The organism is Achromobacter sp. GbtcB20 (genome assembly GCF_019091095.1).
GTDB lineage: Bacteria > Pseudomonadota > Gammaproteobacteria > Burkholderiales > Burkholderiaceae_B > Achromobacter > Achromobacter mucicolens.
On record NZ_JAGXJZ010000003.1, the window covers coordinates 339,046 to 365,435 of the forward strand.

The window sequence follows — 26,390 nt, forward strand, 5'->3', positions numbered from 1 at the left end:
GCAAAGCCGCAAGGATAACGCGGCGGGCGTTTCCCGCGGCGGGCGTATCCCGCGGCGGGCGTATCCCGCGGCGGGGGTTACCCGCCGCGGTTCCCATCAGCCGCGTCCGCCCGCCGCAGGACCGCCTGCCGCGCTACTTCTTCACCAGCGGGCACGTCGACCGGGACAGCGGCATGAAGGCCTGGTCGCCGGGCAGCGTGGCCACCAGCTTGTAGTAGTCCCACGGCCGCTTGGACTCCGACGGCTTTTTCACCTCGAACAGGTACATGTCGTGGACCATGCGGCCATCCTCGCGGATGCGGCCGTTGGTGGCGAAGAAGTCGTTGATGGGGGTGGCCTTCATCTGCTTCATGACCGCCGTGGGTTCGTCGGTGCCCGCCGCCTGCACGGCTTTCAGGTAGTGCATCACCGACGAATACGTGCCCGCCTGGCTCATGTTGGGCATCTTCTTGAGCTTGTCGTAATAGCGCTGCGACCAGGCGCGGGTCTGGTCGTTCATGTCCCAGTAGAAGGCTTCCGTCAGCGTCAGGCCCGCGGCGGCGTCCAGGCCGATGGCGTGGATGTCGTTGATGTACAGGAGCAGGCCCGCCATCTTCTGCCCGCCCTTGGTCAGTCCGAATTCGCTGGCCGCCTTGATGGCGTTGACTGTGTCGCCGCCCGCGTTGGCCAGCCCGACGATCTGTGCCTTGCTGGCTTGCGCCTGCAACAGGTACGAGGCAAAGTCGCTGGAACCCAGCGGGTGGCGCGAGGCGCCCAGCACGGTGCCGCCGTTGGCCTTTACGACGTCGGTGGCCGAGGCCTGCAGGGTGTGGCCGAACGCGTAGTCGGCCGTCAGGAAGTACCAGCTCTTGCCGCCTTGCTCGACGGTGGCGCGCGCGGTGGTGTTGGCGAGCGACCAGGTGTCGTAGGTGTAGTGCACGGAATAGGGCGAGCACAGGTCGTTGGTGATGCGCTCGGTGCCCGGTCCGCTGAAGACGACGATCTTCTTCTTTTCGCGCGCCACTTCCAGCACGGCCAGCGCGGGCGCGGAGCCGGCGACGTCCATGATGGCGTCGACCTTCTGGGTGTCGTACCACTCGCGCGCCTTGGCGGCGGCGATGTCGGCCTTGTTCTGGTGGTCCACCACCAGCAGGTCCACCTTCTTGCCCAGCACGGTCCCGCCGAAATCGGCGATCGCCATCTCGGCGGCGGTGGCGCTGCCCTTGCCGGTCACGTCGGCATAGACGCCGCTCATGTCCAGGATCAGGCCCAGCCGCACCACGTCGTCAGAGACGGCGGGCGCAGGCGATTGCGCGTGTGCGCCGGCGGCGGCAGCTATCGCCGTGGCGGTAAACAATTGGATGATCTTGCTGCGGCACTGCATTGAAATCCGGGTCTTGTCGGCCTGCTTCATGGTTGTCTCCCTGTATGCCGGATTCTTTTCGGATAGTGCGGGCGCGTGTCCTGGTTTTATTGATCTGGCGCCTTGTGCGGGGTTGGGACGGCGGGCGGGCGATGGGTGGGCGATGGTCTCCTTGAGGCGGGTACGCAAGTCGGTCAGCGGTTGGTGAGCAGGTCGAATTCCATCCGCACTTTGCGAAACGGAAATTCCAGCCGCGCGAAATACACCACGCGGCCGTCGATGCAGGCATAGCGGCGCAGTTCGGCCACCGGCGAGGACACGGGAATCTGCAGCGATTCGGCCGACTCCTGTCCCGCCTCGATCACGTTCAGGACCTGGCGCGCTTCGGAGATGCGCGCCCCGTAGAACTGGTCCAGCACCGGCGCGACGGTGCTCTTCTGGATGCGGGCGCGATGCTTGCGAAAGAGGCCGCTGTCCAGAAAGACCTCGCTATAGCAGAAGGGGCCGGCATCGGTCGTGTGGATGCGCCGCAGGTACTGGAAGCTGCCGCTGCGGTCGGCGCCGCATGGCATGCCCAGCGTGTCGGGCAGGGGGGAGTCGGCGTTGGACTCGACCAGCGACACGGTGCCCAGCTGGTTGCTCAGCTCGACGGTTTCGGCCCAGGTCTTGGGAATGAGCAGCGTGGGCGTTTCCGGCAGCTCGGCATTCACGAAGGTGCCCGACCCGCGCGAGCGCCGGATGAGGCCGTCCTCTTCCAGCAGGCCGAACGCCTGGCGGATCGTCGCGCGCGAGATGCCGTAGGTTTCCATCAACGATTCCAGCGGCGGAATCTGCTGTCCGGGCCGCCACGTCCGGTTCTGGATGTGGCTGCGAAACAGCGCGGCGGCCTGCAGATAAAGCGGCTGGGGACTGCGCGAAAAAAGCTTGCGGGCGGGCATGGCGGGCGGATGGTTATGACGCGGAACCCGGGAGCATAGCGTCCGCCATCTCGCGCAGCCGGTGCTTCTGGATCTTGACCGAGTTGGCGCTCTCGACCGACGGAAAGGCGTCCAGCACGGTAAACCCGGCAGGCGCCTTGAAACCCGCCATGGCCGCCTTGCACGCGGCGGTCCAACCGGCCGGGTCGGCCTGGGCGCCCGCGTGCAGCAGCACGAAGGCGTAGGGCACGATCTTGCCGTGGCGCGTGGCGCCCACCACCTGGCAGGCGCGCACGCCCGGCAGGGTTTCCACGACCTGCTCGATTTCCACCGGATTGACCAGAAAGCCCGAGAGCCGCAGCGAATCCCCCATCCGGGTCTGGAACACGAATTGCCGGTCGGTCAGCGTATAGCCCAGATCGCCGGTCTTGAAGTAGCCGTCGGCCGTCAGGGCGGCGCGGGTGGCGTCCGGATTGTCCAGGTAGCCGAGCATCAGGCTGGGCGACAGGATCTCGATCTCGCCGGACTGGCCGTGCGGCAGCACCTGGCCGCTTTCGGGATCGCGGGCCCGCACGCGGGCGCCTGGGTAGATCAGCGTGCCGCCGGGCTGGTGCCGCGCCGACACGTCGCCTTCGGCGGGATCGCGGGGCTGGCCGGCCACCAGCGCGATCAGTTCGCTGGAGCCGTACAGCCCGGTGAGCGGGACGCCGGCCGCGCGGGCCAGGTCCAGCATGTTGTCCAGCGCGGGCGTGAAGCTGGCAAACCCGAACAACTGGACGGACGAGAACGTGCCGGGCGCGGCGGCCTGCATCATGCCGACCAGGGCCTCATTGTTGGCGTAGGTGTGCGTGACGGCGTGGCGGGCGATGGCGCATGCCGATTGGGCCGCATCGAAAACGGGCGCGCAGACGACGGGCACCCCGCGGGCCAGACCGCCCACCAGCGTGGCAAACCCGAAGGCGCCGCAGAATGGCGCGCTGGCCAGCACGCAGGCCCGGTCGTCGTAGTCGAACGCCTGCGCGACCATGGCGCCGTGCCGCAAGAGGGTCTTCTGGTCGTGCAGGACGAACTTGGGCTTGGAGGTGGTGCCGGATGTGGTGAAGCACAGCACGCCGGCATTGGGGTGGGCGGCGGGCGCGGGGTCGGCGCAGGCCAGCAGCGCGTCGTACCGGTGCACCGGTTTGCCGTGCAGCGATGCCGGGGGCAGTTCGTCCGGCCCGGCCAGGGCGACCGCGCCCTGCAACTGCTCCGCATCCACGGGCGCCACGCCATCCAGGATGCCCTGGAAGTCGATGCCCTTGAAGTCGGGCCAGTACACCAGCCAGTCGGCGCGGCCGCGGCCCAGGATGTCGGCCACCTCAACCGACCGGAAGCGCGTGTTGACGGCCAGCACCAGCGCGCCCAGATGCGCGCACGCCAGAAAGGTTTCGACCCAGGCGGCGCAATTGGGCAGCCAGACGGCGACGCGGTGGCCGGGCTGCACACCGATGCGGGCAAGGCCAGCCGCCAACGCGCGGCTGCGCGCGCGCAGGTCGGCAAGGCGCAGCGGCTGGTCGCGGTCGATCAGCGCGATGGCATCGGGCTGACGGGCCGCCAGCGCATCCAGGTGTTGGGAGAACGTGGAGTGGGACAGCGGCATGGCTTATACCGTGGCAATGGGCGTCACGGGCGAACCCACCGCGCCGGGCAGGCGCAAGGGCGGGGCGGTCAGCAGGAACCGGCTGCGGCCGTGCGTATGGAGCCAGTCGGCCAGGTCCTTCAGGTACCACAGCTCGGCCAGCGGCACCCCCAGCTTGAACAGGCAATGATGGTGCAGCGGCAGAATGGAGTGGCCCGGGCCGGCGGTGCGCGCGGGATAGGCCTCCACCGCATAGTTGTCGGCGCAGATCGCCGCAATGCCGGACTGCGTGATCCAGTCGAGCAGAGCGGGGTCGGACCCGTCCAGCACCGCGCCGGTTTCCTCAAGCTTGTGCGGATCGGGCTGGCCGTTCATGGCCACGATGGCTTCCGCGAATCCGGTCCGCAGCACCAGCATGTCGCCGGCCTCGGGCACGGCGTCCTGCTCGCGCATGGCGGCCTGGAGCTCGTCATGGCCGACGAGAGTGCGGCCGGGGCCAAACGCGCGCGCCAGATCGACCAGCACGCCGCGGCCCTGCATGCCTTTTTCGGCGTAGCGGCTGACGCTGAGCTTGCGCGCAAAGGAGCCGCCCGGCGGGCAGCAGGGGGCTTGCGCGTTGTCGGGATCCGCGCCGCCAAACACGTCCACGCCGGCTGCGTAGCCGTTGTAGTAGACGCGTCGCGCCTGGCCGTCTCCCTGGATGTCGAACATCGCGCCCACGTGGCACAGTCCGTCCCATTGCGTGGAGTACTGCATGGACAGGGAGACCTGATCGTCCGACAGCACGTCGACCGCCTCGGGCTGCACCTGCGACATGGCGAAGTTCAAATAAGGCGTGCCCTCGCGGAAGGTGGGCTTGAGCGTGGGCGCGTGGCGGCGGGGATTGAGCACGTTGCCGCCGGGCAGATCCAGCGGTAGCGACAGGCAGAAGACCTTGCCGGCTTGCACTTCGCGCACCGCCTGCAGCACCTTTTCCTCGGTCAGGAGGTTCAGGCGGCCCAGTTCGTCGTCGGGGCCGAAGTCGCCCCAGGTGGAACCTTCGGGGCGTTGCGTCCAGCGTTTCATCTGCTTGTCTCCTGTCGGTTTTCTATGTTCTTATGAATATAGTACGTATTTACGTACTTTAAAAAGAAATCCGCAACCAGCGGGTTCGATAGGAGACGAGACCATGACGCATTTGCCGCAGCCGCGCGCCGGATGGCGCATTGCCCTTGCCGCGCTGGCCGTTCTGGCGCTACCCGCAGCCCACGCTGCGGGCTATCCCGAGCATCCCGTGACCGTCGTCGTGCCGTATCCGCCCGGAGGCGGCGCAGACCTCTTTGGCCGTGCCATCGCCAACGCGTTGCAGCCCGGCCTGAAGCAGACGGTGCTGGTCGAAAACAAGCCGGGGGCGGGCGGCAATATCGGCATGGCATACGTGGCCCGAGCCAAGCCGGACGGCTACACGCTGGGGCTGGGCACGATCGGCACGCAGACGATCAATCAGTTTCTCTACAGCAACATGCCGTTCGATCCCGAACGCGACCTGGTGCCGATCGCGCTGGTGTCGACCACGCCGAACGTCATCGCGGTGAGCGCCAAGTCGCCGTACAAGACGGTGGCGGACGTGATCCGGGCCGCCAAGCAGTCGCCGGACAAGAAGCTGACGTACGCATCGCCGGGCATTGGCTCCTCCGTGCACCTGACGGGCGCGTACTTCGAGGCCATGGCCGGGGTGACGATGCTGCACGTGCCGTTCAAGGGCTCGTCGGCCTCGCTGCCGGCGGTGGCGGGCGGGCAGGTGGACCTGCTGTTCGACAACCTGCCGGGCGCGCTGGCGCAGATCAAGGACGGCAATCTGGTGCGCGGGGTGGCCGTGACCTCGGCCGCGCGGGATCCGTCGGTGCCGGACTTGCCCACGGTTGCCGAGTCCGGGTTGCCTGGTTTTGACGTGACGGCGTGGTTCGCGCTGTACGCGCCGCGCAATATGCCCCAGCCGGTCGTCGACCAACTGATCGCCGCCGCGCGCAGCGGGTTGCAGACGCCGGCCATCGCGGCCAACTTCGCCACCATGGGCGCCAAGCCGGGGACGCTGTTCGGGACGGACCTTGCCGCGTTCGAAGCCGCCGAACGCAAGAAGTGGGGCGGACTCATCAAAGACCAGGGAATCAAGGCGCAATGAACCCACGCATCGCTCTCGTCACCGGCGCCAGCCGGGGAATCGGCCGCGCCATCGTGGCGCGCCTGATCGAAGACGGCTTTCAGGTCGTCAATTTCAGCCGCACCTCGCCCGAGACGCTGCTGCCGGGGGAAACGTTCCGGTCGGTGGACCTGTGCGACGCGGCCGCAACCATTGCCGCCGCCCGCGAGCTTGCGGCGCAGCAGCCGGTGCTGAATCTGGTCAACAACGCGGGCATGATCCAGGTCGCCAATATCGAGGACATCACGCAAGAGGAACTGGCGCGCACGATGGCGCTGAACTTGACCGCGCCGATCCTGCTGATGCAGGCGCTGCTGCAGGGCATGCGGCAGGCGAAGTATGGGCGCGTGGTGAACATCGGCAGCCGGGCGGCGCTGGGCAAGGGCGGGCGGTCGGTGTACGGGGCGTCGAAGGCCGGGCTGGCGGGCATGACACGGACCTGGGCGCTGGAGCTGGCGGGCGATGGCATCACGGTGAACACCGTGGCGCCGGGGCCGGTCGCGACCGAGCTGTTCAATCAATCCAATCCGCCAGGTGCGCCGAAGACGCTGGCGCTGGAGGCGGCGATTCCCGTGGGGCGGGTCGGCCAGCCGAATGAGGTGGCGCATACCGTGTCGATGTTCCTGGATCGGCGTGCTGGGTTTGTGACGGGGCAGGTGCTTTATGTTTGTGGGGGGATGTCGGTGGGGTTGGTGGGGTGACGGGGGGATTGGGCTTGGCGTTGGTGTTGCCGTTGCCGTTGCTGGTGCTGGTGCTGGTGCCGGTGCCGGTGCTGGTGCTGGTGGTCGGGCGGGGTTCTTGAGACGCCCGGCGCGGCGTGGGCCTGGGGCGGGCGGGGCTCCGATTGCGGTCCGGAGCCTTCGCTCCGGACTGCCCCATCCTCATCCTCGTTGCCGCCTACGGCGGCTGCCTTCGGATTCCGTCGGGCGCATCTAGACGCCCCGCCCACCCCAGGCCCACGCCACACCGGGCTCTAGGGTTGAATCTTTACGGGTGGCGGGGGGAGTTGGGTTCTTTAGGTTCTTGCACGCAGTTGGGTGTTAGAGAAAGGTCTTGCGGGGCCCGCCCACGGGCGGCCGCGCGGGCGGCCGCCCGTGGGCTTACGCGGTGTCTTGCGTCGTCGCGATGGCGCTTCGCGTGTGGCTGCTTCTGCGTCTGGTGTCTGACACCCTGGTGAGATTGGCTTCATACCAAGTTCATCTACCGAGGGTGTCAGACACCGGCAGCGGCAGACGATGCTGATCGCCGGCACCCGGGTGGCAGCAATTGTCCTAGGTGTCTGACACCCTGGTGAGATTGGCTTCATATCAAGTTCATCTACCAAGGGTGTCAGACACCGGCAGCGGCGGACGATCGGCGGCCGCGCAGAGGTGCTGCCCCGACCGCGGGGACCGCAACGTCGGGCGGCCTACGACGATCTCACGCGGCCTTGCCGTTATTGCCGGGGGCGCTTGGGCACCGGGCCCACGTGTTGCTCGACGGCCTTCCTGGTCATCTTGCCGGCGCTCTCAAGGGCGCCTGCGCGCTCCTCGCGCAGGCGTCGCAGGACTTCGGTGGGCGCGACGCCGAAGTGCGCGGCGAACTTGCGTTGGAAGGTGCGGCGCGACATCTGGCAGGCGTCTGCCATGTCGTCCACCGACCAGCGGGCCGATAGCCGCGCTTCCATTTTTTCGACCAGTTCGCGAAACGGCGCGGCCACGCGGTCTTGCAGCCGCAGCGTCTGGCTGTATTGGCGCTGGTCGCCGTTGCGGCGCATGAAGACGACGAGGCGGCGCGCGACCTGTTGGGACAGCGCGGCGCCGAAATCGCGCTCGATGAGCGCCAGTGCGAGGTCGATGCCGGCCGTGACGCCCGCGGAGGTCCAGTATTTGCCGCTTTCGATGAAGATGCGGTCGTCGTCGACGCGCAGGCCGGGGTAAAGCTGGCGCAGCCGGTCGGCCGAGCGCCAGTGTGTGGTGACTGCGCGGCCGTCCAGCAGTCCGGCCGCCGCCAGTACGAACGCGCCGGTGCAGACGCTGCTGGTGCGGCGCGTGCCGGCGTCGCGCCGCCGCAGCCAGGCGCGTGTTTCGTCGTGCGCCGCGGCCCGGTCGACGCCGGGGCCCCCGGGCACCAGCAGCATGTCGATGGGCGCATCGCCGTCGGCCTCGAAGGTGCCGTCGACCTGCATGCGCAGCCCCTGTTCCCACGTGGCGACGATTGGCGCCGCCGCGATGGTGTGCAGGGCGTACAGCTGGCGGCCCGCCTCTTCGTTGGCCGAGCTGAAGGCCTGCCACGGTCCGGCCAGGTCCAGCGGCTGGAAACCGTCGTACAGCACGAACATCACGCGTTGTGGCGCGATTGGCGCATTTGGCGCGCATTCTGGCGCGCCGTGCGTGGCGCGTTCGCCTATGCTGGGTTCTGGCGTTTCCATGGGAGCATCGTCATGAAGGTGAATATCGTCTTGTTCGAAGGGCTGACCCAGCTTGATATGACCGGGCCTTACGAAGTGCTGGCGAACGCGCCGGGATTTACGGTGGATTTTGTCGCAAAAACGATGGAACCGGTGCGTTGCGACCGGGGATTGTGCTTCGTGCCCACGCAGACGATCGCGTCGGCGCAGCCTTGCGACTTGCTGGTCGTGCCGGGCGGGCCGGGCACGGATGACGCCATCGTCGACCCGGATTGGGTGGCGTTCACCCGCCAGCAGGGCCAGGCCGCGAAGTACCTGTTCGGCATCTGCACGGGTTCTTTGCTGCTGGGCGCGGCCGGCCTGTTGCGGGGCAAACGGGCGTCCAGCCATTGGCGGGCGCGGGAGCTCCTGGCGCGCTTCGGCGCCACGCCGAGCGACGAGCGCCTGTGCGTGGATGGCAACGTGTTCACCGCGGGCGGCGTGACGTCGGGGATCGACATGGGGTTGAAGGTGGTGGCGGCGCTTTGCGGCGAGGACGTCGCCAAGCTGATCCAGTTGCAGATCGAGTACGACCCGAAACCGCCGTTTCCGGGCGGCACGCCGAAGACGTCGGACCCGGCGATCGTGGAACGCTATCTGGCGATGTCGCAGGCGCGTTTCGAGCGGCGCCGCGCGGCGGTGGACAGGGCGGCGGCGGCCATGCCCTGACCGCGCCGCGCCTGCATCACTTCCCGAAGGCGAACGAGGCGGCGTCCACGTCGTCCGCCTGCGCGGGCGGCGGGACGGCGCCATCTTCCAGGAGTTCGGCCGGGTCCAGCCCCTTCGTCAGCTCCAGCGCCTGGCGCTCGAACAGGCGCCGGTACAGGCCGCCCTTCAAGCGGATCAGCGCGTCATGGCTGCCTTCCTCGATCACGCTGCCATGGTCCATGACCAAGAGGCGGTCCAACGCGCGGACCGTCGACAGACGGTGCGCCACGACCAGCGTCGTGCGGCCTTCCATCAGGCGGTCCATCGCGCGCTGGATCAGCACTTCGCTTTCGCTGTCCAGGCTGGACGTGGCTTCGTCCAGGATCAGGATGGGCGCGTCAGCCAGGAATGCGCGCGCAATGGCCACGCGCTGGCGTTCGCCGCCGGATAGCTTGACGCCGCGTTCGCCCACCAGCGTGTCGTAGCCCTTGGGTAGCGCCATGATGAAGTCATGCGCGCTGGCCAGCCGGGCCGCCTGCTCGATGTCGGCCTGCGACGCACCGGGCCGCGCGTACGCGATGTTCTCCGCCAGTGTCCGGTGAAACAGCACGGGCTCCTGCTGCACGATGGCGATCTGGCTGCGCAGCGACGCCTGCTTTACCTGGGCGATGTCGTGTCCGTCGATGGTGATGCGCCCGCCGTTCACGTCATACAGGCGCTGGATCAGCTTGATGAACGTGGTCTTGCCGGAACCCGAGTGACCGACCAGGCCCACGCGTTCGCCCGGCGCGATCCGCACCGAGAACCGGTCGTACAGCGCGGTGTGGTGCGACCCGTAGCGGAACGTCACGTCCTCGAAGCGGATCTCGCCCGCCGTCACGGCGATGGCGCCCGCGCCCGGCCGGTCTTCCACGCCAAGCGGCTGCTTTTCCAGCGACACCAGTTCCTCCATGTCGTTGACGGACCGCTGCAGGTTGCGGATGTGCATGCCGACGTCGCGCAGATAGCCCTGCAGGACGAAGAACATGGTCAGCGTGAACGTGATGTCGCCCACGCTGGCCTGGTCGCGCGACCACAGCAGCAGCGACGCGCCCAGGATGGACGCCTGCATGGCCACCAGCATCGCGCCCTGGATGCCGCCGTTGAACGTGGCGCGGATCCAGGTGCGGCGCGTGCGCCGGCGCCACTTGTCGATGACCCGGTCAAGGCGCGCTTCCTCACGTGTCTCCGCGCCAAAGGCCTTGACCACGGCGTTGCAGCTGACGGCGTCGGCCAGCGCGCCGCCCATGCGCGTGTCCCAGGCGTTGCCCAGGCGCGCGGCGGGCGCCACATAGGCCAGCGACAGCGTGGCGGTGACGGCGATGTACAGCACCGACCCCAGGCCCACCACCAGCCCCATCAGCGGCCAGTGCGCGCCCAAGAGGGCGGTGGCGCCCACCAGCATGACGACCGACGGCAGCAGCGCCACCAGCAGCGTGTCGTTCAAGAGGTCCACCGCCCACATGCCACGCGTGATCTTGCGCACCGTCGAGCCGGCGAAGCTGTTGGCATGCCAGTCGGTGGAAAACCGCTGCACGCGGTAGAACGCGTTGGAGGCGATGCCGTTCATCATCTTCAGCGTGAAGGTGATGATGTTCTGGAAGACGGCCTGGCGCAGCAGCGTGCCGCCCACGCCCAGCGCCACCAGCAGCCAGAAGGCCGTGATGGCGGCATTCCAGGCAAGCTGGTCGCCGGCCGCGCCCGACGCCACTGCGTCGACCAGACGGCCGGCGTACATCGGCGTCAGCACGTCGGCCACGGCGGACAGCAGGGCCAGCGCCACGATGACCACGATGCGCAAGGGTTGCCGGCCCCAATAACGGAAGGTAAAGCCCAGGACATCCTTGAAGGCCTGTCCTCGAAAGTCGATTTTTTTTCTAGCCATTGCCATGGTCTGGCGGGACGAACGCGCCAGGTTCCTTGTAAGGAAAGAGGGAAAAACACGCCGGGCGCCTGTTGGGCGCTGGCCACTGCGTTCAAGGGTTCAGATAGGCACGGCGGACCGGTCGCCAGATACGGAACTGGCGACGGGGCCGCGCGGGCGACGACTTAATGGCGTCGCGGGGACACGCGCGGGACGGCGTTCGGCATGGGGTACATCATGCAGCCTCCCTGTCGGTGGGTGAGGGGAAAAAAAGAATGGGCAACGGCCCGAATTGCCGATTCTATCGAAGTGATGTAGGCGAATCAACGGGCCGTGCGGGGGGACGGAATGGGCTGTCGGTTTTTTTCAACGCGGCGTTAGCCGGCCTGCGACGCCGCGGCCGCATAGCCGCCCTGATGGCTTGCCAGCCGCGCGTACACGCCTTGCTTGCGCAGCAGCTGGTCATGCGTGCCGGACTCGGCCAGCGTGCCGCGGTCCAGCACCAGGATCAGATCGGCGTCACGGATGGTGGACAGCCGATGCGCAATCACGAGCGTCGTGCGGTGTCGCATCAGCACGTCCAGCGCGCCGCGCACCTGCATTTCCGATAGCGTGTCCAGGTGCGAGGTGGCCTCGTCCAGAATCAGCACCGGCGCGTTCTTCAGGAAGGCGCGGGCGATCGAGATGCGTTGGCGCTGGCCGCCCGACAACTGCATGCCGCGTTCGCCCACGCGCGTGGCCAGGCCCTCGGGCAGGCGCTTGACGAAGTCGGCCAGCGCCGCCTGTTCCAGCGCGCGCATCAGGTCTTCGCGGCTGGCCTCGGGGCGGGCCAGCCGGATGTTGCCTTCCAGCGTGTCGTTGAACAGGTAGGTGTCCTGCGTCACCAGCGCCACGCGCTCGCGCAGGCCGTCAAGCCTGAGCTGGCGCACGTCCACGCCGTCCAGCTTGACCGCACCTTCCCGCGGGTCCCAGAAGCGCAACAGCAGACTGGCCACCGTGCTCTTGCCGGCGCCCGAGGCGCCCACGATTGCCACGGTGGCGCCGGCCGGCACGGTGAAGCTGAGGTCGTGCAGGGTGTCCTGGCGCTTGCCGGGATAGGCAAAACTGACGCGATCGAAGGCGAGCGACAGGCCATGGGCCGCCACCGGCGCGGGCAGGGGGCCGTCCACGACCGGTTCGGGTTCGTTGGCCACCACGTGCAGGCGGCGCGTGGCGGCGATGGTGTCGGCCAGTTGCCGGCTGACCTGCGAGATCTCCGACACCGGCAGGAACGTGGCCAGCGCAATCAGCACCAGCAGGGAAAGCATGCCGGCGGACAGCGCGCCCGCCTGCACCTGCAACGCGCCCACGACCGCCACGGCAAGGCCGCCCAGGCCCATCGCGGTTTCGAACCAGGCGGTCTGGCGCGACAGGTCGCGCAGAATGGCAAGACGCCGCGCGCGGTAGTGGTCGGCGACCTTCAGGAACTGGTCGCGGCGCCGGCCCGTGGCCTGGAAGGCGGTCAAGTCCGCGAGGCCCTGGATGGTGTCGGTGGTGTGGGCGCTCATTTCGCCCAACGCCTGGCGCGCCTTGTCGCCCAGGGCGTCCACGCGCTGGCGGCCGCGCACCGGCGACAGCAGCGCGTAGGCCAGGAAGGGCAGAAGCGCCAGCGCGACCGGCCAGCTGTAGAACCCCAGAAAGCCCAGCACGGACAGCGGCACCAGTACCGACACGATGGCCGGCGCGATGGTGTGCGCGTAGAAATACTCCACCATCTCCACGTCTTGGGCGGCCAGCGCCACCAGGTCGCCGGAGCGGCGCTGCAGCAGGTAGGCGGGCGCCAGGCGTTCGAGCTTGTCGTACAGCTTGACGCGCATGTCGGCAAGCAGCTGATAGGCCATCGCGTGCGCCAGCCACGATTCCAGCCAGTGGAAAAGGGCGGCCAGCGGCGCGGCGATCAAGAGGCCAGCGACCAGCGCGCCGGTCTCGCGGCCATCGCGGATGGCGGCCACGATCAGGGCGCTGAACACGCCCACGCCGATGAAGGCGGCAACGCGCGCCACGCCCAGCAGGATGGTCGCAATCAGCGTGCCGCGCCACGGCCGCACCACCGACAACAGCGTGCCCAGCGTGGCGCGCCAGCCGACCTGTTCGGCGTCGGCGTCCAGCGAGCGCAGGGCGGGGCCCTGGCCGTTGCCGTCGTCCGGGACAGCCGCCCGCGCCGTGTCGGGCCGCGCGGCGGGCGTCGTGCCCGCGGCGGGATTCCGATGCGCGGCGGCCTGTTCGTGCATCAGCCGGTGGTACAGCCCGCCTTGGCGCATCAGCGCGGCATGGGGTCCCGATGCCGCCACGCGCCCCTGGTCCAGGACCAGGATGCGGTCGGCACCGATCACGCTGGCCAGGCGGTGGGCCAGGATGAGCGTTGTGCGGCCGGCCATCAGACGGTCAAGCGCCTGCTGGATCAGCGCCTCGTTCTCGGTATCCACCGACGACAGCGCCTCGTCCAGGATCAGGATGGGCGCATCGCGCAGCAGGGCGCGGGCGATCGCCACGCGCTGGCGCTGGCCGCCCGACAACTGCAGGCCGCGTTCGCCAATGCGCGTGGCGTAGCCGTCGGGCAGCGCCATGATGAAGTCGTCGATGTTGGCGGCGCGCGCGGCCGCGCGCACCTCGTCACGCGTGGCGTCTGGGCGGCCCAGCCGCAGGTTGTCGTCGATGGTGCCGTGAAACAGCGTGATGTCCTGGCTGACCAGCGCAAAGTGCGACAGCAGGAACTGCGTGTCCAGCGTGTTGATGTCGTGTCCGCCGACCCGCACCACGCCGCCTTGCGGCACGCATTCGCGCAGCAGCAGCCGCACGATGGTGGACTTGCCCGCGCCGCTGGGGCCGACCACGCCAACGCGCTCGCCCGCCGCGATCCGAAACGCCAGGCCCTGATGGGCGGCGCGTTCGGGCGTATACGAAAACGCCACGTCGTCGAACTCGATGGTGGGCGCCAGGCGGGCGGCACCCGCTCGCACGGTGCCCGCTCGCCCGGCGGTGTCCGGGGCGGGCGTCAGCGGCTGCGCGTCCATCAGCGCGTGGATGCTGGCGGCGGCCGACTGGCCCAGCATGCCCCGGTGCAGCACCGCGCGCAGGTCACGCAGCGGCCGGAAGATCTCGGTGCCCGCCATCAGCACGATCAGCAGCGCCTCGACGCTCATGTCGCCGGCGGCGACGCGCCATGCGCCCAGCGTCAGCGCCAGCGCGGCGCCCAGCGCCACGCCCAGGTCGCTGATGCCGCGCGTCAGCAGGCTGACGGACAGGACCCAGAAGGTGTTGTCCGACAGGCTGCGTGCGCGGGCGGCCAGCCGTTCGCCCCAGGCCTTGCCCTGGCCATACGACTTGAGCGTGGGCAGGCCCTGCACGGCGTCCAGGAATTCTTCGCCAAATTCGTTCAGCGACCGGCTGCGCGCCAGGCTGGCGCGCCGGTCCAGCATGTGCACCGCCATCGGCCCGAACAGCGCGAACAGCGCCGCGGCCAGGAACACCAGGGCAGTCGGCACGTCCCAGAATGCGATGACGGCAAAGATCGCGAACGGCGCGGCCGCTGCGATGGCGACCTGCGGCAGGTACTGTCCGAAGAACGTCTGCAACTGTTCGACGCCATCCACCACGGTGAGCATGACGCCGCCGGTGCGCTGGTTGGCGAACCACGCTGGCCCCAGCGCGACGATGCGATCGTACAGGCGCGCGCGCAGCGTGTGCTGGATGGCGGCCGACGTGCGGTTGGCCTGCACCGTGCGCCAGTCGTCCAGGAACGCGCGCAGCAGCACCATGGCCGCCACGCTCAGCGCGGGCGCCGCCCAGTCCTGCCACGGCGCGCCGTCGAACACGCGGGCCAGCAACTGGCCCAGGAACACGTAGCGAGCAATCCCGGCTGCCAGGGCCAGCAGGCCCAGAAAGATGCCGCCGGCCATGCCGGCGCGCAGACCCTCGGTCAGGCGCCACAGCCTCGAATCGAAATACATAGCCATTACTCCATCCAGAGCCTGCATGGTCCCCGATCCGGCCTGCATGCGAAAGCGATGAATTTTCAATCAGGGGTTGAGATAAACTCAACCGATGTCCGACGCCTCCACCCGCACTCCGCCGCTGGCCGCCTTGCGCGCCTTCGAAGCCGTGGCCCGGCTGGGCAGCCTGAGCCGCGCTGCCGCAGAGCTGAACGTCACGAAAAGCGCCGTCAGCCATCAGTTGCGGGCGCTTGAGGCCGATCTGGGGGCGCCGCTGCTGCGACGGGGCGGCACCGTGCGGCGCGCCGAGACCACGGAAGCGGGCGCGGCGCTGCTGGCGTCCGTACAACAGGCCTTGACCCTATTGGAGACAGCCTGCCGCAATGTCCGGGCCAGCGCCCGCGGCAAGCGGCGCTATACGTTGAACGTGTCCGCCAACCCCTCGCTGGCCGCGCTATGGCTCGCGCCGCGCATCGGGCGGTTCATCGAACTGCATCCGGACATCGACATTCAGGTGTATCTGCACGCCAGCCAGGATCCGGCCTGGAAAACCCAGGACATCGATCTTGCCTTCCTGCACGTGCGGGCGATGGGACCGCACATTGCCGCGCCGGGCGACATCCCGCTCATGACCGAAACCGTGGTGCCGGTGTGCAGCCCGGCGCTGGTGCCCGAGGCCGAGCGCAACGATCCGGGCGTGTTTCTGCGCCATCGCTGGCTGGAGGAAAAGCACATCGACAGTCCCGAGACCGACTGGCGAACGTGGCGTCCCCGGCTGGGTCTGGCCCCGGACGACTGGCAGGACCCGATGGTGCTGAGCGGCCTGAGCACCGTGGTGGCCGCCGCGGCGGCGGGCGTCGGCATCGCGCTGGGCCGCGCGCCGCTCATCGACGAAGACCTGGCGAGTGGCCGGCTGGTGCCGTTGGCGCCCCACCTGCGCATGGCGGGTTCGTGGGGCTATGTGATGCGCATCCATGCCAACCGGCCGATGGATCCTTCGTTGCCGGCGCTGGTGGAGTTCCTGGCCGAGGAAGGCCGCCGCGCGTAGCAGGGCTTGGGGGAAGGGCGGGGCGCCCATCGGGTCCCCCCGCCATTAGTCGGCCGCCAGCTCCATGCTGCGCGTGACTTCCTCCTGCACGCGCTCCCAGATGGCGCGCTTCAGTTCCACGAAGCGGGGCGACAACTGCACGTCCGCGCTGCGCGGATGCGGCAGGTCGTTCTGAATGTCCTGCACGATGCGGCCGGGCTTGGAACCCATGACGGCCATGCGCGTCGACAGGGTCAGCGCCTCGTCGATGGAGTGCGTGATAAAGACGATGGTCTTGCCGCTCTGCTCGTAGATCGACAACAGCTGATCCTGCAGCACCTGCCGCGTCATCGCGTCCAGCGCGGCGAAGGGCTCGTCGAACAGCATCACGTCCGGGTCGTTGGCCAGCACGCGCGCGATCGACACGCGCTGCTTCATCCCGCCCGACAACGCATGCGGATATTTGTCCGCCGCGTGCTTCAGTCCCACCATCTCGATAAAACGGCGGGCGATCGGCGCGCGTTCCTGGCGGGACATGCCCCGCATCTTCAGGCCGAACTCCACGTTCTCCTGCACCGTGCGCCACGGAAACAGCGCGTACTGCTGGAACACCATGCCGCACGCGGCGGTCACGTCAGTGACCGCTCTGCCGTTGATCTGCACCGATCCGGTGTTGGGCGTGATGAAGCCGGCCATCAGGTTCAGCAGCGTCGACTTGCCGCAGCCCGAGGCGCCCAGCAGCACCAGGAATTCCCCGCGCTTGACCTCCAGATTCACCTTGTCCAGCACGGGCACGTCGCCGTAGGCCTTGGAGACGTCCGTCAGCCGGATCATCGTGTCGTTTATCGCTGCCATGCCAGCACCCACCGTTCAAGAAGCCGCAAACACAGATCGGTCACCAGCACGGTGAAACTGATCAGCACCATGCCCAGCACCACCGTGTCGGTCTGGAAGAATTCCTTGCCGTTCATGATCATGAACCCCAGGCCTTCCTTGGACGCCACCAGTTCCGCCGAGATCACGCAGGTCCAGGACAGGCCCAGGATGATCTTCATGCCCGACAGGATCTGCGGCAGACAGCCCGGAAACAGCACCTCGCGCATGACCTGCCAGCGGTTGGCGCCCAGGTTGCGCGCGGCGCGCACCAGCACCGGATCGATGCTGCGCGAGGCTTCCATCACGTAAAGCAGGGCGGGCACGAAGGAACCCATGAAGACGATGCTGTACTTCTGCGTTTCGGTAATGCCGAACCACAGCAGCGACAGCGGAATCCAGCTCATGGACGGCAGCGGACGCAGGAACGAGATGATGGGATCGAAGACGGCGCGCGCCACCTTCGAGGTGCCCAGCAAAATGCCCAGCGGGATCGCGACGATCACCGCGGCCAGAAAGCCCACCATCACGCGCCGGGTCGAGGCCAGCACGTTGTAGAACAGCGTGCCCTGGTCGGACATGGACAGCGCCCGCGCCAGGACCTGGGACGGCGCGGGCAGGAAAATGGGATCGACCGCGCCGGCGCGGCACAGTCCCTCCCACAGCAACAGAAAACCGAGCAGCGAAAACACGCTGACCCAGAGCAGGCGTGTTTCGCGTGAAGAAGAACGTGCGGACATAGGCAGAATGTCCCGGGTTCAGAGATACGCGGACTGGACCCAGTCCTTGACGGCGGGCGCGCGGTCGATCTGCTTGAGCGACACCAGCATCTCGGCCAGTTTCTGCATGCCGTTCACGAAGTTGCCCGGTTCGATCATCAGGGCTTTCTGGTCCTCGGCCGAATACCACTGCGTCTGCTTGATGACCGCAAGCTGCTCGTCCTTGGACAGGCCCGTCAGCTCCAGCAGCACGCCTGCGGCCTCCTCGGGCTGGTTCGTCAGCATCGCATTGGCCTGGAACACCGCCGTGAGGAACTTGCGCACGGCCTCGGGGTTCTCCTTGCCCAGCTTGGCATGGGTCAGCAGCACATCGGGACCCGGGGTGATGGCGTACTGCTTGTAGAGCGAGAACGCCGTATCGTCTAGCAGCACATGCGTGCCCGGCACGGCCTTGATGCGGTCAAAGGCCGGCGTCCACGCCACGGCGGCGTCGATCTGCCCGCCTTGGTAGGCCGACAGCAGGTTGGTGGCCGGCAGGTTGATGATGGCCACGTCGCGGTCGGGGTTCAGACCGGCCTGGCGCAACACGTCCAGCAGCAGCACGTGGGCGCTGGAGGCGTAGGTGACGCCGATCTTCTTGCCCTTCAGGTCGGCCACCGACTTGACGTTCTCGCGCACCAGCACGCCCTCGGCACGGCCGAAGTTGTTCGGGGTGGCGATGACCTGGAACTGGCGCGCGCCCGCGGCCATCAGCGCCAGCGACGACACCACGCCGGTGCCCGCCAGATCGATGTTGCCGGCCATCACCGCGCTCATGCGGTCGGACGACGTGGCAAAGCTCTGCCATTTGATGTCCAGGCCCTGCTTGGCGAACAGCCCCGTCTTCATGGCGATGTAGGCGGAGTAGTGGCCCAGCCACGCGGAGCCGCCGTAGGTGTAGGACGCGCCCGCGGCGCGGCCGATCATCGGAAAGCCCAGGGCGCTGGCGCCCGCAAGCGCGGCCGTACGCACCAGCATGGCGCGGCGATTCATGTTCATATTTTTCCCCTACTGTCTGTAGATTGACCGATGGATTCCATGTCGCCGGCACTCTGGGGTGCGGCAGACGAGACTTTCGCCCGAGCATCCGGCCGCGGCATGAATATAAGGAGCGGCGATGGTCAACATCAGCGGCGCTTAATCGGCGTGCCGCAGGCAGCAAGGGAAAGGCGGGCGCGGCCGCGACGCGCGGCCGTGCCCGAGGCGCCCGTGTCAGATGCCCTGGCCGCCCGAGACTTCGATGCGCTGGGCGTTGACCCAGCGGTTGTCTTCGGACAGCAGGCTGGCAATCATCGGCCCGATGTCGTCGGGCACGCCCACGCGTCCCAACGCGGTCATGTCCGCGAACGCCTTGTTGAACTCGGGCGTGTCGCGCACCGCGCCGCCCAGGAAGTCCGTTTCGATGGCGCCCGGCGCCACGGTGTTCACGGCAATCCCGCGGTGGCCAAGCTCCTTGGCCAGGTAGACCGTCAGCACCTCGACGGCGCCCTTGGCCGCGGCATACGCCGCCCAGCCGGGTGCCGACACGCGCGTCAGGCCGCTCGACAGGTTCACGATGCGGCCGCCCTCGGCCAGCAGCGGCAGCAGGTGCTGCGTCAGAAAGAACACGCCCTTGAAATGCACATCGACCAGCTTGTCGAAGGCCTCGACGCTCATGTCGGCAATCGGCGCCATCTCGCCATGGCCGGCATTGTTGACGAGATGATCGAAGCGGTCGCGCTGCCATGTCCGGGCCAGCGCCGCCTGCAGGCGGGCGGCAAAATCCGGAAACGCGGCGACGTTGCCTGCATCGAGCTGCAGCGCGACGGCCTTGCCGCCCAGTTGTTCCACCTCGGCGACGACCTCGTTGGCCTGCGCCCGGCGGCTTTGGTAGGTGATGACGACATCGTGGCCGTGGCGGGCGAGGGCCAGGGCGGCGCTGCGGCCCAGGCCGCGGCTCGATCCGGTGACGAGAGAAATCTTGCTCATGGAATGGCTCCTTGGTGGCTTGCGGTGAGGCTTCCATTCTGTGGCGGATGCCGCCGATGGCCTTTGCCTGAACGTTGACGTTGTTGGCCTGATCCTCCAAATGTGCACCCGGCCAGGCGAGAACCCATTACGATGGCCCCGTGGCAACCTCTTGCGAATCCTCCATGAACGACGCCTTGCGCGCGGCCGCCAGCCGCTACGCGGCGTGCCACGCCGGGCCGGCCGGTTTGGCACAAACCCCCATCCCGGGACTCGCCGTCATCCGCGCCGTGCAGCCCAGCGGGCTGGACCACGCGATCTCGCGGCCGCTTGCGTGCCTGGTGCTGCAGGGCGCCAAGCGCGTGTCGCTGGGTGCGGACATCTTCGATTTCGGCGCGGGCGATTCGCTGCTGATCACGGCCGACGTGCCCACCGTCAGCCAGATCACGCGCGCCAGCGCGGCGCAGCCGTATCTGTCGCTGGTCCTGGATCTGGATCTGGCCGTCATCGCCGAACTGGCCCTGGAAATGAAGCTTGGGCCGGGAGAGCACGGCGCGCCGGTGCGGGTTGAGCAGACGGATGCCGAAGTCGCCGACGCCGCGCTGCGTCTGCTGCGCCTGGTTGAACGGCCGTCGGCGCTGCCCATTCTGCAAGCCCAGCTGGTGCGCGAAATGCACTATTGGCTGCTGGCCGGCCGCCACGGGCAGGCAATCCGCCAGCTGGCCGGGCCGGCCAGCGCCGCCCCGCGCATCGCGCGCGCCGTCGGGCTGCTGCGGGCGGAATTTGCGCAACCGCTGCCGGTCGAGCGGCTGGCGGCCGTGGCCGGCATGAGCGCATCATCGTTCCATCAGCACTTTCGCGCGGCCACGTCGCTGTCGCCGCGCCAGTTCCAGAAGCAACTGCGCCTGATCGAGGCGCGCCGGCGCATGACGGCCGAAGGCGTGTCCGCCAGCAGCGCGGCGTTCGCCGTGGGCTATGAAAGCGTGCAGCAGTTCACCCGTGAATACCGGCGGATGTTCGGCCTGCCGCCGGGCAGGGATGCCGAGGCGATACGCGCCGCCGCGAGCGCAGCCGCCTGACACCCGGCGCGCTTTTCCAGAACGCTTTTATTAAGTATTCGCGGCGCTTATATTGCCGCGGCTCCGAAAGGCCGGGCCCACACTCGCGGCACTTGTCCTTGGAGCCTTGTCGTGAAAAGTTATGACGTGATCGTGATTGGTGCCGGCGTGATCGGCAGTTCGGTGGCCTTTCACCTGGCCGAGCTCGGCGCGAAGAACGTGCTGGTGCTGGACCGCGAGACCATCGGGGCGGGCACCACGTCGCAGTCGTCCGGCATCCTGCGCACGCACTATTCCGTGCGCGAGAACGTGGAGCTGGCCCAACGCTCCTGGAGCGTGTTCAACAATTTCGCCAGCTATCTGGGCGACGACGAGGCCTCCTGCGGACTGGTCAAATGCGGCTACCTGATTACCGCCGCCGACGACGACAAGCTGGAACCGCTGCGCGGCGCGCTGGCGCAGCAAAAGGCGCAGGGCATCGCGCTGGAATTGCTGGACGCCGCGCAGGCCCGTGAACTGTTGCCCATCGCGTCTTTCGACAACGCCGCGCTGATCGGCTACGAGCCGGAAGCAGGCTTTGCCGACGCGTACCTGGTGGCCACCAGCTTTGCGCGCGGCGCGCGCCGCCGGGGCGTCACCATCCGCGAGAACGTCAATGTCCAGCGTCTGCTTATCGACAACGGCCGCGTGACGGGCGTTTCCACCTCGGAAGGCGACTACCACGCCCCAGTGGTCATCAGCACGCAGAACATCTGGACGCCCGAGCTTGCCGGCTGGACGGGCGTTGCCATGCCCGTCGTGCCTGAGCGCCACGCCGTGCTGGCGCTGGAATGCGACGCGGCGCCCTATACGTATTCGATGCCCGTCTTCAAGGACCTGGCGTCGCCCGGCATGCTGTACTGCCGCAGCTACGGCGGCAACCAGATGCTGGTGAGCGAGGGCATCGTGGGCGAGGCGCTACAAAAGAGCGACGCCGAACAGGGCGACATTCCGCTGGACTACGTGGCCGAAGTCGGCGCCCAGGTCGCGGACCGCTTTCCGGCCTACGAGACCGCCGGATTGGCGTCGTCCTGGACCGGCGTCTACGACGTGACGCCCGACTGGAATCCCGTGCTGGGCCGCGTGCCCGGCGTGCAGGGCCTGATCGTGGGCTTTGGCTTCTCGGGCCACGGCTTCAAGCTGTCGCCCACCGTGGGCCGCGTGCTGGCGCAGGAGGCGCTGGGCCTGGCGACCGACGTGTCGCTCACGCCTTATGAACTTGGCCGCTTTCAGCGCGGCGCGTTGTTGACCGGGAAGTACGGCCTTGGCGCGGTGTCCTGATCTGGCCGCGCCGCAGCGCGCCAGCTGGCTGGCGCTGCCGCCCGAGCCCTGGAAGAACGGCGGCGGCGTCACGCGCACGCTGGCAGCCGACCCGGACGGGCGCTGGCGCGTCAGCATCGCCGATATCGAGCGCGACGGTCCGTATTCGCGCTTTCCCGGCTACGACCGCGTGTCGGTGGTGCTGTCCGGGGAAGGCGTGACGCTGCAAGGGGAAGGGGGTTTGGTGGCGTTGCGGCCTCGCGAACCCGCGCCGTTCGGGGGCGATGACGGGCTGCAGTCCACGCTGATCGGCGGGCCCGTGCGCGTGCTGAACCTCTTTGTCCGGCGTGGCGAGGCGGTGGCGTCGGTGACTTGCGCGGGCGTGGCGGCAGGCCGATGCGACGTGGGCGGTTTGCCCGGCGCGATGGCGGGGCGCGCGGTCACGCAGTTGATCGTGGCCGCGGACGCGGGTGGCGCGGGCGGTCAGGGTGGTTTTCCGGGGGAGCTAGAGTCAGGCGAATACCTGCTGTGGCGGGGCGTCCCCGCACCAGACACCCACCCGCTGCCGGCCACCCCTGCCGCCGGATTCGCCGTGATCCTCACCATCGCCGTCTCCGCTGCCAGCCCCGGCTGAACAAGCTGCATCCGTTTCCGCCGCGACGCGGTAACGGCCGTTGATTCCTTTCACTCAGGAGTGTTTCCATGAAGGTACTTGCCGCGGTCAAGCGCGTGGTTGACTACAACGTCAACGTACGCGTCAAGGCCGACCAGAGCGGCGTGGACATCGGCAACGTCAAGATGTCGATGAACCCGTTCGATGAAATCGCCGTCGAGGCCGCCGTGCGCCTGAAAGAGCAGGGCGCTGCCGCCGAGGTCGTGGCCGTGTCCTGCGGCACGGCCCAGTCGCAAGAGACGCTGCGCACCGCGATGGCCATCGGCGCCGACCGGGGCGTGCTGGTGCAGACGGATGCCGCGCTGCAGCCGCTGGAAGTGGCCAAGCTGCTGCGCGCCGTCGTGGAGCAGGAAGCGCCCGCGCTGGTGATCCTGGGCAAGCAGGCGATCGATGACGACGCCTGCCAGACCGGCCAGATGCTGGCGGCCCTGCTGGGCTGGCCGCAGGCCACCAACGCCAGCGCCATCGCCATCGGCGACGGCACGGCGCGCGTCACGCGCGAGGTCGACGGCGGGCTGGAAGTGGTGGAACTGACCCTGCCCGCCATCGTCACGGCGGACCTGCGCCTGAACGAGCCGCGCTACGTCACGCTGCCCAACATCATGAAGGCCAAGAAGAAGCCGCTGGATGTCCAGACGCCCGACGCGCTGGGCGTGGATCCCGTCTCCCGCCTGCAGACGCTGCGCGTCGAGGAGCCCGCGGCGCGCGCGCCCGGCATCAAGGTGGCGGACGTGGCCGCGCTGGTCGACAAACTGAAGAACGAAGCCAAGGTGATCTGATGACGGTTCTTGTTATTGCCGAGCACGACAATCGGGCGCTCGCCGGCGCCACGCTCAACACCATCGCCGCGGCCACCCGGCTGGGCCTGCCCGTCCACGTGCTGGTGGCGGGCGGCGACGCGCAGCCCGTGGCCGACGCCGCCGCGCGCGTTGCCGGGGTGGACAAGGTGCTGCTGGCGCAAGCGCCGCAGCTTGCCGATGGCTTGCCCGAAGCCCTGGCCGCGCAGGCGGTCGCGCTTGCCCCCGGTTACTCGCACCTGTTCCTGCCCGCGACGGCGCAGGGCAAGGGCGTGGCGCCGCGCATCGCCGCCTTGCTGGACGTGGCGCAGATATCGGATGTCATTGAAGTGCTGGCGCCCGATACGTTCAAGCGTCCCATCTACGCCGGCAATGCCATCGCAACGGTCAAGAGCGGTTACCCGGTGATCGTCGCCACCATCCGGCCCACGGCCTTCGACCCCGCGCCCGCCGAGGGCGGCAGCGCCACGGTGGAAACGGTCGAAGCCGTCGCTGGAAGCGGGTTGGCGCGATTCGTGAGCCGCGAGATCGCGGTGTCCGAACGCCCCGACCTGGGCGGCGCGCGCGCCGTGGTGTCGGGCGGACGCGGCCTGGGCAGCGCCGAGAACTTCAAGTTGCTGGATCCGCTGGCCGAAAAGCTGGGCGCCGCTCTGGGCGCCTCGCGCGCCGCGGTGGACGCGGGCTACGCGCCGAACGACTGGCAGGTCGGCCAGACCGGCAAGATCGTCGCGCCGGAGCTGTACGTGGCGGTCGGCATCTCGGGCGCCATCCAGCATTTGGCGGGCATGAAGGATTCCAAGGTCATCGTGGCCATCAACAAGGATGGCGATGCGCCGATTTTCGGCGTGGCCGACTACGGGCTGGTCGGCGACCTGTTCGAGGCCGTGCCGGCGCTGACCGCATCGCTGCCGTAATCAGGGGCGTCAACGCCGCAGGCTGCGCCACAGCGTGGCCGGCGGCAGCCCCAGGGCCGGCGCAAGTTCCTTCTGGATCAGGCGTTCCATGGCCATCAGGATCACGTCGCGGGCCTCAAAGGGCAGCTTGCCCACTTCCTGCTGGCGCGCGGCCAGGAACAGCGTGCGCGACAGGCTGGGATCGTCGGCCCGCGCCGCGCCCAGATACGGCGCCAGCGGCAGCACGCGCAACTGGTCCAGAAAGTGGCGCGACTGCCAGATGCACAGCGGCGTGCTGATGCCAAAACCCAGGCCCGCGGTGACCAGGCTGAGCAGCGGGTCGGTGTTGTCGAATTCGTAGGTGCGTTCAATGGTCACGCCGTGAGACTCGACCAGCCGGTCGATCTCGGCGCCGATGAACGAACGCGCGCTGTAGCGGATGAACTGCGCGCGCTTGCCCAATTCCTTGAGCGTATCGATCCGGTCCATGTTCATCGAGCGCGGAACGATCAGCACGTAGGGCTCGCTGAACAGGCTGTACTTGCGGATGTTGGGTTTGCCCGCGGACGCGCTGGTGGTGACGACGAGGTCCAGCTGCCGGTCCTCCAGCTGCTTGTCCAGCACGGGCGTGATGCCCGACCACAGCCGGATCTGGCGCGACGCGCCGGACAGGCCATGGATCAGCGTGGGCCCCAGCGTGCCCGCAAAGGAATCCACGCAACCGAAACGCACGATGTTGCGCTTGGCCCGGCTAAGGTTGCGCACGCTCTCGGTCATGTCGCCGGCCTGCGCCAGCAGCCGCGCGGCGTGTTCGAACAGCAGCTCGCCGGCCGGCGTGGGCCGGGCCGGGCGGGTGCTGCGGTCCAGCAGTTCGGTCGACATGGCGGCTTCAAGCTGCTTGATCCGCTGCGACACCGCCGCCTGCGAGAACCCCAGCAGCCGCGCCGCGCCGGACACCGACGCGGCCTCCACGACCGCCACCCAGGTCAGCAGCAGGTTCCATTCCGGATAGTTTTCCGTGGTGCTGAACGAAAAGCGGGTCATGGCGTTGGCGTCCGGCTGCGAAGGGCGGGGGGTCAGCGTTGGCGCGCGGTGGTCTGGCGCAGCGCGGCAGTCACCATGCCTTCTACCACCGGAATGACCTTGCCGGCCAGGTCGGGGCGATAGCCGTACGGGTACGTTTCGTCCATGTAGGTGGACTGGCACATCTCGAGCTGGATGGCGTGGACGTTGTCCGCCGGGGCGCCATAGTGGCGCGTGATGTAGCCGCCCTTGAAGCGGCCGTTGACGGCCCAGGTGTAGTCGCTGCACGCGTCCAGCTGGCCTTGCACGGCGGCCAGGATATCGGGCGCGCACGACGCGCCGTCGGACGTGCCGATGTTCAGGTCCGGCAGCTTGCCTTCGAACAGGCGGGGCAGGACGCTGGCGATCGAGTGGGCTTCCCACAGCAGCACCGTGCCGTGCTCGGCCTTGATGCGGTCGAGCTCTTCGCGCAGCTTGGCGTGATACGGCTTCCAGTACGCCTCCAGCCGCTGGGCGCGTTCGGCGTCGGTCAGCACGGCCTCGTTCTGGTACAGGGCATCGCCGCGAAACGCCTGGGTGGGGCACAGGCCGGTCTTGGTCTGCCCGGGATACAGGCTTTCGTCGTTGGGCGGACGGTTCAGGTCGACCACGTAGCGCGAATAGCGCGCGCCCAGCACGGAGGCGCCCAGCGCCTGGGCAAATTGGTACAGGGTGTCCAGGTGCCAGTCCGTGTCGCCCGACTGCAGGGCGACGGACGTCATTTGCGGCTGTTGCGCCTCGGGAATCTGGCTGCCGAGGTGGGGAATGGAGATCAGCAGCGGGGCGGTGCCGCGGCTGAAGTGATAGATGTCGCTCAAGAGAAACTCCGGGTGGCAATGGCAATGCGCCGCGGCAGAGCCGCGGGCGGCGGGCGCTTGTATGCTAGGCAGCGCGGCCCGCCGCGGGAATTGCATCAGTTTAATGGATGCTGATGATTAGCCGGGGCGATGCTGAACGCCTTGACCAAGGCGCGGACGCGGGGGAACGCGCCCGCTTC

The 26,390-nt window shown here is 68.3% G+C and carries 22 protein-coding genes; 9 read left to right on the top strand and 13 right to left on the bottom strand.

The features are described 5' to 3' along the window. Positions 1-133: 133 nt before the first annotated feature. The 4 genes from KVT32_RS06810 to KVT32_RS06825 form a co-directional block, all read right to left on the bottom strand. Complete coding sequence (locus tag KVT32_RS06810; protein WP_175156751.1) at positions 134-1,393, bottom strand: ABC transporter substrate-binding protein; 1,260 nt, start codon at positions 1,391-1,393, stop codon at positions 134-136. A 143-nt stretch (positions 1,394-1,536) separates the two neighbouring features. Then, positions 1,537-2,280 carry a GntR family transcriptional regulator gene (locus tag KVT32_RS06815; RefSeq protein WP_108696996.1) on the bottom strand — a complete coding sequence of 248 codons (744 nt, stop codon included), beginning with the start codon at positions 2,278-2,280 and terminating at the stop codon, positions 1,537-1,539. A 13-nt stretch (positions 2,281-2,293) separates the two neighbouring features. After that, positions 2,294-3,898, bottom strand: coding sequence for an AMP-binding protein (locus KVT32_RS06820; protein WP_217617878.1), 1,605 nt, complete (start codon positions 3,896-3,898; stop codon positions 2,294-2,296). 3 nt (positions 3,899-3,901) lie between these two features. Then, positions 3,902-4,942, bottom strand: coding sequence for a cyclase family protein (locus KVT32_RS06825; RefSeq protein WP_217617879.1), 1,041 nt, complete (start codon positions 4,940-4,942; stop codon positions 3,902-3,904). Between the two features lie 103 nt (positions 4,943-5,045). Between KVT32_RS06825 and KVT32_RS06830 the strand changes: the two genes are divergently transcribed. Then, on the top strand, positions 5,046-6,038 hold the full coding sequence (locus KVT32_RS06830; protein WP_217617880.1) for a tripartite tricarboxylate transporter substrate binding protein: 993 nt from the start codon (positions 5,046-5,048) through the stop codon (positions 6,036-6,038). After that, positions 6,035-6,757 carry an SDR family oxidoreductase gene (locus KVT32_RS06835; RefSeq protein ID WP_217617881.1) on the top strand — a complete coding sequence of 241 codons (723 nt, stop codon included), beginning with the start codon at positions 6,035-6,037 and terminating at the stop codon, positions 6,755-6,757. Before KVT32_RS06830 ends, KVT32_RS06835 begins: the two co-directional genes overlap by 4 nt. Positions 6,758-7,491: 734 nt before the next feature. Here KVT32_RS06835 and KVT32_RS06840 read toward each other — a convergent pair. Beyond that, a complete protein-coding gene (locus KVT32_RS06840; protein ID WP_217617930.1) occupies positions 7,492-8,379 on the bottom strand; it encodes a DJ-1/PfpI family protein in 888 nt (295 codons plus the stop codon). A 99-nt stretch (positions 8,380-8,478) separates the two neighbouring features. On the opposite strand from KVT32_RS06840, the gene KVT32_RS06845 reads away from it, so the two are divergent. Beyond that, positions 8,479-9,153, top strand: a complete 675-nt coding sequence (locus tag KVT32_RS06845) for a DJ-1/PfpI family protein (RefSeq protein ID WP_217617882.1) — start codon at positions 8,479-8,481, stop codon at positions 9,151-9,153. Positions 9,154-9,169: 16 nt separating this feature from the next. Here KVT32_RS06845 and KVT32_RS06850 read toward each other — a convergent pair whose 3' ends face one another. Both KVT32_RS06850 and KVT32_RS06855 read right to left on the bottom strand, forming a co-directional pair. Further along, positions 9,170-11,056 (bottom strand): ABC transporter ATP-binding protein, encoded by a 1,887-nt coding sequence (locus KVT32_RS06850; RefSeq protein ID WP_217617883.1) that lies wholly within the window; start codon positions 11,054-11,056, stop codon positions 9,170-9,172. Between the two features lie 356 nt (positions 11,057-11,412). Next, positions 11,413-15,024, bottom strand: coding sequence for an ABC transporter ATP-binding protein (locus KVT32_RS06855; protein ID WP_217617884.1), 3,612 nt, complete (start codon positions 15,022-15,024; stop codon positions 11,413-11,415). Between the two features lie 94 nt (positions 15,025-15,118). On the opposite strand from KVT32_RS06855, the gene KVT32_RS06860 reads away from it, so the two are divergent. Continuing rightward, the gene (locus KVT32_RS06860; protein WP_056316296.1) at positions 15,119-16,054 is read left to right on the top strand and encodes a LysR substrate-binding domain-containing protein; all 936 of its coding nucleotides are present in this window, start codon (positions 15,119-15,121) and stop codon (positions 16,052-16,054) included. A 45-nt stretch (positions 16,055-16,099) separates the two neighbouring features. On the opposite strand, the gene KVT32_RS06865 is transcribed toward KVT32_RS06860, so the two are convergent. The 4 genes from KVT32_RS06865 to KVT32_RS06880 form a co-directional block, all read right to left on the bottom strand. After that, complete coding sequence (locus tag KVT32_RS06865) at positions 16,100-16,888, bottom strand: ABC transporter ATP-binding protein (protein ID WP_152384062.1); 789 nt, start codon at positions 16,886-16,888, stop codon at positions 16,100-16,102. Continuing rightward, entirely contained in the window at positions 16,876-17,646 is a 771-nt protein-coding gene (locus tag KVT32_RS06870) for an ABC transporter permease (protein ID WP_056316301.1), read from the bottom strand. The genes KVT32_RS06865 and KVT32_RS06870 overlap by 13 nt, the downstream gene beginning before the upstream one ends. Before the next feature lie 18 nt (positions 17,647-17,664). Beyond that, complete coding sequence (locus KVT32_RS06875; RefSeq protein ID WP_056316304.1) at positions 17,665-18,663, bottom strand: aliphatic sulfonate ABC transporter substrate-binding protein; 999 nt, start codon at positions 18,661-18,663, stop codon at positions 17,665-17,667. 213 nt (positions 18,664-18,876) lie between these two features. After that, positions 18,877-19,632, bottom strand: a complete 756-nt coding sequence (locus tag KVT32_RS06880) for an SDR family oxidoreductase (RefSeq protein WP_217617885.1) — start codon at positions 19,630-19,632, stop codon at positions 18,877-18,879. 164 nt (positions 19,633-19,796) lie between these two features. Here KVT32_RS06880 and KVT32_RS06885 point away from each other — a divergent pair, with 164 nt between their 5' ends. The 5 genes from KVT32_RS06885 (at position 19,797) to KVT32_RS06905 (ending at position 24,352) form a co-directional block, all read left to right on the top strand. After that, a complete protein-coding gene (locus KVT32_RS06885) occupies positions 19,797-20,690 on the top strand; it encodes an AraC family transcriptional regulator (protein WP_217617886.1) in 894 nt (297 codons plus the stop codon). Between the two features lie 111 nt (positions 20,691-20,801). After that, positions 20,802-21,989, top strand: coding sequence for an FAD-binding oxidoreductase (locus tag KVT32_RS06890; protein WP_152385469.1), 1,188 nt, complete (start codon positions 20,802-20,804; stop codon positions 21,987-21,989). Next, on the top strand, positions 21,973-22,602 hold the full coding sequence (locus tag KVT32_RS06895; protein ID WP_217617887.1) for a HutD family protein: 630 nt from the start codon (positions 21,973-21,975) through the stop codon (positions 22,600-22,602). The genes KVT32_RS06890 and KVT32_RS06895 overlap by 17 nt, the downstream gene beginning before the upstream one ends. A gap of 68 nt (positions 22,603-22,670) precedes the next feature. Then, positions 22,671-23,420, top strand: a complete 750-nt coding sequence (locus tag KVT32_RS06900; RefSeq protein WP_056316320.1) for an electron transfer flavoprotein subunit beta/FixA family protein — start codon at positions 22,671-22,673, stop codon at positions 23,418-23,420. Further along, a complete protein-coding gene (locus tag KVT32_RS06905) occupies positions 23,420-24,352 on the top strand; it encodes an electron transfer flavoprotein subunit alpha/FixB family protein (RefSeq protein WP_217617888.1) in 933 nt (310 codons plus the stop codon). Before KVT32_RS06900 ends, KVT32_RS06905 begins: the two co-directional genes overlap by 1 nt. A gap of 9 nt (positions 24,353-24,361) precedes the next feature. Here the strand turns inward: KVT32_RS06905 and KVT32_RS06910 are convergent, their stop codons facing one another. Beyond that, positions 24,362-25,375 (bottom strand): LysR family transcriptional regulator, encoded by a 1,014-nt coding sequence (locus tag KVT32_RS06910; RefSeq protein ID WP_056316326.1) that lies wholly within the window; start codon positions 25,373-25,375, stop codon positions 24,362-24,364. A gap of 32 nt (positions 25,376-25,407) precedes the next feature. Next, positions 25,408-26,211, bottom strand: a complete 804-nt coding sequence (hutG, locus tag KVT32_RS06915) for an N-formylglutamate deformylase (RefSeq protein WP_180100095.1) — start codon at positions 26,209-26,211, stop codon at positions 25,408-25,410. Positions 26,212-26,390: the final 179 nt, after the last annotated feature.

Bases quoted from the DNA above. Each gene is read 5' to 3' on its own strand.
- KVT32_RS06810 (WP_175156751.1), bottom strand. From the start codon at position 1,393: ATGAAGCAGGCCGACAAGACCCGGATTTCAATGCAGTGCCGCAGCAAG.
- KVT32_RS06815 (WP_108696996.1), bottom strand. From the start codon at position 2,280: ATGCCCGCCCGCAAGCTTTTTTCGCGCAGTCCCCAGCCGCTTTATCTG.
- KVT32_RS06820 (WP_217617878.1), bottom strand. From the start codon at position 3,898: ATGCCGCTGTCCCACTCCACGTTCTCCCAACACCTGGATGCGCTGGCG.
- KVT32_RS06825 (WP_217617879.1), bottom strand. From the start codon at position 4,942: ATGAAACGCTGGACGCAACGCCCCGAAGGTTCCACCTGGGGCGACTTC.
- KVT32_RS06830 (WP_217617880.1), top strand. From the start codon at position 5,046: ATGACGCATTTGCCGCAGCCGCGCGCCGGATGGCGCATTGCCCTTGCC.
- KVT32_RS06835 (WP_217617881.1), top strand. From the start codon at position 6,035: ATGAACCCACGCATCGCTCTCGTCACCGGCGCCAGCCGGGGAATCGGC.
- KVT32_RS06845 (WP_217617882.1), top strand. From the start codon at position 8,479: ATGAAGGTGAATATCGTCTTGTTCGAAGGGCTGACCCAGCTTGATATG.
- KVT32_RS06850 (WP_217617883.1), bottom strand. From the start codon at position 11,056: ATGGCTAGAAAAAAAATCGACTTTCGAGGACAGGCCTTCAAGGATGTC.
- KVT32_RS06855 (WP_217617884.1), bottom strand. From the start codon at position 15,024: ATGTATTTCGATTCGAGGCTGTGGCGCCTGACCGAGGGTCTGCGCGCC.
- KVT32_RS06860 (WP_056316296.1), top strand. From the start codon at position 15,119: ATGTCCGACGCCTCCACCCGCACTCCGCCGCTGGCCGCCTTGCGCGCC.
- KVT32_RS06865 (WP_152384062.1), bottom strand. From the start codon at position 16,888: ATGGCAGCGATAAACGACACGATGATCCGGCTGACGGACGTCTCCAAG.
- KVT32_RS06870 (WP_056316301.1), bottom strand. From the start codon at position 17,646: ATGTCCGCACGTTCTTCTTCACGCGAAACACGCCTGCTCTGGGTCAGC.
- KVT32_RS06875 (WP_056316304.1), bottom strand. From the start codon at position 18,663: ATGAACATGAATCGCCGCGCCATGCTGGTGCGTACGGCCGCGCTTGCG.
- KVT32_RS06880 (WP_217617885.1), bottom strand. From the start codon at position 19,632: ATGAGCAAGATTTCTCTCGTCACCGGATCGAGCCGCGGCCTGGGCCGC.
- KVT32_RS06885 (WP_217617886.1), top strand. From the start codon at position 19,797: ATGAACGACGCCTTGCGCGCGGCCGCCAGCCGCTACGCGGCGTGCCAC.
- KVT32_RS06900 (WP_056316320.1), top strand. From the start codon at position 22,671: ATGAAGGTACTTGCCGCGGTCAAGCGCGTGGTTGACTACAACGTCAAC.
- KVT32_RS06905 (WP_217617888.1), top strand. From the start codon at position 23,420: ATGACGGTTCTTGTTATTGCCGAGCACGACAATCGGGCGCTCGCCGGC.
- KVT32_RS06910 (WP_056316326.1), bottom strand. From the start codon at position 25,375: ATGACCCGCTTTTCGTTCAGCACCACGGAAAACTATCCGGAATGGAAC.